Origin of the sequence: uncultured Cetobacterium sp. (genome assembly GCF_947038635.1) — a bacterium.
Classification (GTDB): Bacteria; Fusobacteriota; Fusobacteriia; order Fusobacteriales; family Fusobacteriaceae; genus Cetobacterium_A.
In genome coordinates this window covers 1-6,332 of record NZ_CAMQXC010000125.1, presented here as the reverse complement: position 1 = coordinate 6,332, position 6,332 = coordinate 1, and the positions used below count along the sequence as shown (strand labels likewise).

General features: G+C 28.3%; 6 protein-coding genes. 1 reads left to right on the top strand and 5 read right to left on the bottom strand.

Annotation, left to right across the window (positions count from 1 at the left end):
• The 4 genes from Q0V08_RS09985 to Q0V08_RS09970 all read right to left on the bottom strand — a co-directional run.
• Nucleotides 1-704: carbohydrate ABC transporter permease (locus tag Q0V08_RS09985; RefSeq protein ID WP_297434395.1), on the bottom strand; the 704-nt coding region annotated here is incomplete at its 3' end.
• Nucleotides 705-713: 9 nt separating this feature from the next.
• The gene (locus Q0V08_RS09980) at nt 714-1,595 is read right to left on the bottom strand and encodes a sugar ABC transporter permease (RefSeq protein ID WP_257162886.1); all 882 of its coding nucleotides are present in this window, start codon (nt 1,593-1,595) and stop codon (nt 714-716) included.
• 2 nt (nt 1,596-1,597) lie between these two features.
• Nucleotides 1,598-2,851: a sugar ABC transporter substrate-binding protein gene (locus Q0V08_RS09975; RefSeq protein WP_297434392.1), complete on the bottom strand. Its 1,254-nt coding sequence runs from the start codon at nt 2,849-2,851 to the stop codon at nt 1,598-1,600.
• A 75-nt stretch (nt 2,852-2,926) separates the two neighbouring features.
• On the bottom strand, nt 2,927-3,898 hold the full coding sequence (locus Q0V08_RS09970) for a LacI family DNA-binding transcriptional regulator (protein ID WP_297434391.1): 972 nt from the start codon (nt 3,896-3,898) through the stop codon (nt 2,927-2,929).
• Between the two features lie 151 nt (nt 3,899-4,049).
• Between Q0V08_RS09970 and Q0V08_RS09965 the strand changes: the two genes are divergently transcribed.
• The gene (locus tag Q0V08_RS09965) at nt 4,050-5,318 is read left to right on the top strand and encodes a Gfo/Idh/MocA family oxidoreductase (RefSeq protein WP_297434389.1); all 1,269 of its coding nucleotides are present in this window, start codon (nt 4,050-4,052) and stop codon (nt 5,316-5,318) included.
• Between the two features lie 31 nt (nt 5,319-5,349).
• Here the strand turns inward: Q0V08_RS09965 and Q0V08_RS09960 are convergent, their stop codons facing one another.
• Complete coding sequence (locus tag Q0V08_RS09960; protein ID WP_297434387.1) at nt 5,350-6,228, bottom strand: replication initiation protein; 879 nt, start codon at nt 6,226-6,228, stop codon at nt 5,350-5,352.
• Nucleotides 6,229-6,332 lie beyond the last annotated feature (104 nt).

Sequence of the window (6,332 nt, the reverse complement as noted above, 5' to 3'; positions counted from 1 at the left end):
GTCCCATGTTGTCCAGATAGAGCAGCAAGACCAGCAGAGAGCGTCATCTTATCAGTAGATGTATTAACAATAAGAGGCCACATAAGTTGGTTCCAACTAGCAAGAGCTGTGATTATAATTAAAGCTACAATACCAGGTTTAACAAGAGGTAGCATAATTTTATAATAGATTTGGAAATGATTACATCCATCTATAATTGCAGCTTCTTCCAACTCTTTAGGAAGGGTCATAAAAAATTGTCTCATTAAGAAAGTTCCAAAAGAACTAAATAGACCAGGGATAATAAGACCACTTAAAGTATTTAATAATCCTAGCTTTTGAATTATCATATATTGTGGTAGTAAAAAAATCTGTCCAGGAACCATTAAAACAGCTAGCAGTAATAAAAATATTGTATTTCTAAATGGAAATTCAATTCTAGCAAATGCGTATGCAGCCATAGAACAGAATATAATTTGTCCAATTGTTCTAATTACTGTGTAAACAATTGTATTATAGTAGAATTTCATAAAAGGCATAGTCGCCATAACATCTTTATAGTTACTCCATTTAAATTCAGAAGGAAATATAACTGGTGGAACCTGTATACTTTCTCCTAAAGTTTTAACAGAGGTTAGAAACATCCAGATAAAAGGGATTAAAGTAAATATAACCCCAGTTATAAGAACAATGTGTAGAAAAATTTTTCCTTTTTTATCCTCCATATTCTCCTCCTAATAGTTAACTAGCTTTTTTTGTAGTTTAAGTTGAATCCAAGTAAAGGCCATAATAATGATAAATAAAACTACAGCAATGGCTGCTGCATAACCTCTTTCAGACATTTGGAAAGCATTTGTATAGAAGAAGTAAACTATAGTCATACTACTTTCAAAAGCTGGGTTAGTTCGATTCACCATCATAAAAACTAAGTCAAATATTTGGAAAGAATTAATAAAAGACATTACAGTAACGAAGAATAAAGATGGACTCAGTAAAGGTAAAGTTATCTTAAAAAAGCAAGTAACTGGGCCAGCTCCATCTATTTTTGCAGCTTCATAATACATTTTTGGAATACCTTGTAAACCAGCAAGAAGTATAACCATGTTATAGCCAATATTTGACCAGATAGCAACAACTATAACGGCATATAAAGCTGTTTGAGGATCTGATAACCAAGCTCTAGGCTCAAATCCAAAATTACTTAAAAATTGATTTAAAATACCAAACTCTTTATTATACATCCATCTCCAAACCATAGCGATAGCGGTAGGCATTGTAACAGCAGGTAAGAAATACAAAACTCTATAAATAGTAAGACCTTTAATTTTGCTATTTAACATGGTTGCAACTAAAGTAGAGCAAGTTATTCCCAAAGGAACAGAAAATAAAACATATACAAAGGTATTTTTTAAAGCTTGATACATTTTAGGATCATATATTAATTTTTCATAATTTTTAAAACCAATAAATTTAAACTGTCCAAAAGCACCAAGATTAGTTAAACTAAAATATAAGTTTTGAAAAAATGGAAATATATAGAAAATTCCAATTCCAAGAACTAAAGGGGCAATCATAAGATATGCCCACATACTATTTTGAAATTTATCCTTTCTCATAATTAAGCTTCCTCTTTTAAAATAGAGTTCATTTTTTCATTTATGATTTCACAAGCCTTTTCAGGTGTTAACTCTCCCATCCAAACTTTGTTAAGGTATTCATTCATAACATCCTCCCATTTACCAGTATTTAAAGATGCAGGGTATTCAATTCCATTAGGTAACATGTTAGAGTAACCGTGTAAGTTTAAATTTGGATAAGAATCTGTCCAAATCTCTTGAGATTCAATGTAAGCAGGAATAACTATACCACTTTTAGCTTGAATATCATGTGAATCCTTAGTAGATAAATATGCAACTAATTTTTTAGCTTCTTCAGGATGTTTAGTTTGAGAGTAGATTGCATATCCAAGTCCATGGATAATAGCAGCATCTTTAGTTTTTAAAGGTAATTTTGCTAAATCAACTTTATCTTTTATAATCTCATTTTTCATATACTGTTTAACCATCCAAGATCCAGAATATGTCATAGCTACTTTTTGTGATTGGAAAAGATCAGAAGATCTAGTATCAGCAATCTCTCCAAGGCTAGGAATAACTTTTTCATCAAGAAGTTGTTTAATCTCTTTTACTGCAGCTACCGTATTGGGATCTGAAAAACCACTAGTCTTCTTATCAGGAGATATTACTCTTCCTCCAAATTGAGATATTATTTCATAGTAATCCTCTTGACCAGAAAAACCTAGTGCTAAACCATAGTTTCCAGTTTTATTTTTAATTTCCTTTGCAGTTGTAATCATATCATCCCAAGTCCAGTTATCATTAGGATATTGTAATTGTAAGGAATCAAAAATTTCTTTATTGTACCAAAGAGCAGTGGTATCAATATCTTTTGGTGCGGCCATAAGTTTATTGTCATAGGTATACATTTTAATCATACCTTCAGGAAAAGCTTCAGTATTAATAGTTTTATTATCTGCTAAATCTTGGATAGGTAGAATCATATTTGCTTTAGCATATTTTGTAAAGTTTGGAGCGTTAATCCAGAAAATATCTTGAAGTTGCCCACCAGTAGCAGCAGTTTCAAGTTTAGTCCAATACTGAGAGAATGGTGTAATTTCTACTACTACTTTCACACCAGGGTTTTCTTTTTCAAAATTGCTAATCATATTTTCTATAACAGGTTTTTGATTAGCATCCCAAAGAGCAAGTTTTAAAACTTTTTCTTTATTAGTAGCTGATTTTTCATCACTACCACAACCTGTAAAAGAAGTTAAAAGACCTAAACTTAATAATGATAAAATAAATTTTTTCATAATACCCCCTTAAAATTGTATACGTATTCATAATTATTTGATAAAATATACCTCATAGATTAAGATTTGTCAAATTTATTTTAAACTACTATTTCGTATTTCAATTCCAGGGGAAAGTTGAAGTGTTTTTTTTATATTTTCTTTATTTAAAACAATATCAATTCCTGCTTTAACCATGGCTTCTGTAGGTTGAATAATACTAGTAATATTAAGAAGTTTAGAAACAATAGTATTATCAAATCCAACTAAAGCAATATCTTCAGGAACTTTATAACCAAATTCATTTATTTTTTTCATAAATAAACAAGCAACTTCATCATTAGATGCAACATATGCGGTACAAGGTAATTTTCTTTGTTTTAAAATAGTTTCAATATCCTCTTCAGAAAGAGTTACTGTGTTAACTTTAATAAAAAATTCAGGTTTAAAATTTAAATTATATTCTTTTAATTTTTTCTTTACACCATCAAGTTTTGGATTATATTTTTTATGATCACCTCCAATATAACCTATATTTTTATGACCTTGATCAATAAGGTGTTGACATGCAATCTCTCCTCCTTCAACAAGAGAAGTGGTAACATAATTATGTCCAGGAAAATCCTCATTTAAAGCTACAAATGGAACATTGGTAGTTTCTAAAAAATCAAGATTTTGTTCATCTACAGGAGCTATAAGTATTCCCTCTACATTTCGTGCCAACATCATTTTTATATGATCTAATTCAAAATCAGCATTTTTTTCAGAGTTCATAACAAGAAGACTGTATCCTTTTTCTCTAGCAGCTTTTTCAGCATATTTAATCATATCTAAATAGTAATAGTTAGAAAAACTAAAAACAATAAAACCTAGAATTTTACTACCTATTCCTCTCATAGTTTTTGCATTTTCATTTGGAATAAATTTATATTTATCTATAAAATATTGAATTTTTTCTCTTACTTCAGGCTTAACTTTTTCAGGTTGGTTAATAGCTCTTGATACTGTAGCTTGAGATACTCCAACTAAATTAGCAAGTTCTGTCATAGTCATCCGTTTGTTTTTCATATATCCTCCCTATTTTAAACTATATAAAAAATAATACTCTATAAAATTATTATAAGCAAATTTTTATGAAAAAAATTTGACATTTTAAAAATCATGTACTATACTCACATTAAAAATAAATGTATACGTATTCAAAATAGGAGGGTGTTTTATGTTAAGAATCGGTGTAATAGGAGCAGGAAATAGAGGAAAGGATGTTTATGCTAATTTTATTTTAAAAAATAGTGATGAAGCAGAGATTGTTGCTGTAGCAGAGCCAAATTCTATAAAAAGAGATCAAATGATAAAAGCTCATGGGATTCTGCCAGAGTATGTATTTAATTCTTGGGAAGAATTTTTAGAAAAAGATAAATTTTGTGATGCTATTATTTTAGCAACAGGTGATGATATGCACTTTGAACCTATGGAACTTGCTATGAAAAAAGGCTATGATATTCTTTTAGAAAAACCGATGTCAAATAGAGTTGAAGAATGTATTGATATAGTTAAAATGGCTGAAAAATATGGTGTTAAAGTTATGGTTTGTCATGTGCTTAGATATACACCATTTTTTAGTAAATTAAAAGAATTAATAGATAGTGGAGTAATTGGAGAGGTTGTAGATATACAACACAATGAAAATATAGGAAACTTCCACTTTGCACATAGTTTTGTTAGAGGTAACTGGAGAAATTCTGACGAAACAAGTCCTCTTATTTTACAAAAAAGTTGTCATGATTTAGATATTTTATCTTGGCTTTTAAATGGTAATCCTTGTAAAAAAATAGCTTCTTTTGGAAATTTAAAATACTTTAGAAAAGAAAATGCTCCAGAGGGATCAGCAGATAGATGTTTAGAGTGTAAATATATAGATAGTTGCATATATTCACCAAAGAAAATATATTATAATAATATTGGAGCTTGGCCAACACTAGTTGCTAGTGAAATACAAACAGAGGAAGCTTTAACAAAATCTTTAGAGCACAATCAATATGGAAGATGTGTTTATAAGTGTGATAATAATGTCGTAGATAATATGGTTTCCATAATTGAGTTTGAAAATGGAGTAAATGTAACATTTAATCTATGTGCTTTTACAGACGAAGTATGTAGAACAATAAAAGTTATGGGAACTAAAGGTGAAATAAGAGGAAATGATGCAAAAAATAATATAGAAGTTTATGAGTTTGGAAAAGGAGATGGACGTTTTGCAAATGGAAAGAAAACTGAGATTATTCCAGATGTTTTAGAAGGTGGACATGGAGGAGGAGATACAGGACTTATGAACGATTTTATAAATCTTTGTTTAGGAAGACAAGAGGATTCTAGAACTAATCCAAGAACATCTTTAGAAAGTCATATAATGGCCTTTGCAGCAGAGGATTCAAGAGTTAATGGAAATGTTGTTTACATGGATGAATATTTAAATAGATTTAATTAAATATAAAGGATTAACCAGATTGGTTAATCCTTTATTCATCTTTAACATTTTCAAATATCTCAATAACTGTGGGTAAATCTTTTCTATATAGTATTTTAAATGTAAACTCTTTGTAGGTATAAATTAAAGTTTCATCATTTTTTATATTGTATATTTTAACTAAAAGTTTAGAGTTAAAATGGTAGTTAGAAATATATGATGTATCTCCTTTAAGCTTTTTATAGATTTCCATAAGTTCACTATGAAGCTCAAAAAGATTTTTAAAAGTTTTAGTTAAAGAAAAAATAGGCTTAACCTCATTGTTTTCACTACTTTTATAATCTTTTACAATTTTAATTCCTAAAATTTTAGCACTTTTATATTCTCCAACTTTATTTTTTTCATATTCAATATCAAGCTCTCCAATAGTTATAAGATCTTTAAAAATGGGTTTTAAGAGATTTTTTTCAATATCATAGAATCTATCATATGTCTCTTGAATATCTAATAGATCTCTTAAACTATTCATTGAAATATTTAAAATGTTTTTTTCACTATTTAGAATCTCTTGATAAAATCTATATGAGTACCTTTCTTTAAACTTAAGTATTTTTTTGATTTTTTCATCTAATATATGTGATGAAAATTCAAAGGATACATAATCTTTTTCAAAAAAATAACTATTTAGAATATTGAATCTTTTTTTTAAATTTAGATTTGAATCAGTGATAACTATATTTTTAGAAAAAAACTTAAATAAAAGCTTTTCTAATTCCATAATTTTTGGTTCCTCTTTAACTTCAAATATTTTATAAAGCCTTTCTAAATGAACAGTAACTGAGCTACTGTTAATATCAACTGATCTTAAAAAGTCTCTCTCTTTTTTACTCAGTTTTTTAGAAAATTCAATAAAAATATTTTTATTTTCCACTCTGAACTCCTTTTTTCTAATTTTTTTTTTATTTTTTTATATATGAAATAAATTTTTTTAAAACGATATACTATATGTCTTTTATAAACTTCTCCGAGCCCACG

Coding starts and splice junctions, on each gene's coding strand:
- Q0V08_RS09975 (WP_297434392.1), bottom strand. CDS start 2,851: ATGAAAAAATTTATTTTATCATTATTAAGTTTAGGTCTTTTAACTTCT.
- Q0V08_RS09965 (WP_297434389.1), top strand. CDS start 4,050: ATGTTAAGAATCGGTGTAATAGGAGCAGGAAATAGAGGAAAGGATGTT.
- Q0V08_RS09980 (WP_257162886.1), bottom strand. CDS start 1,595: ATGAGAAAGGATAAATTTCAAAATAGTATGTGGGCATATCTTATGATT.
- Q0V08_RS09970 (WP_297434391.1), bottom strand. CDS start 3,898: ATGAAAAACAAACGGATGACTATGACAGAACTTGCTAATTTAGTTGGA.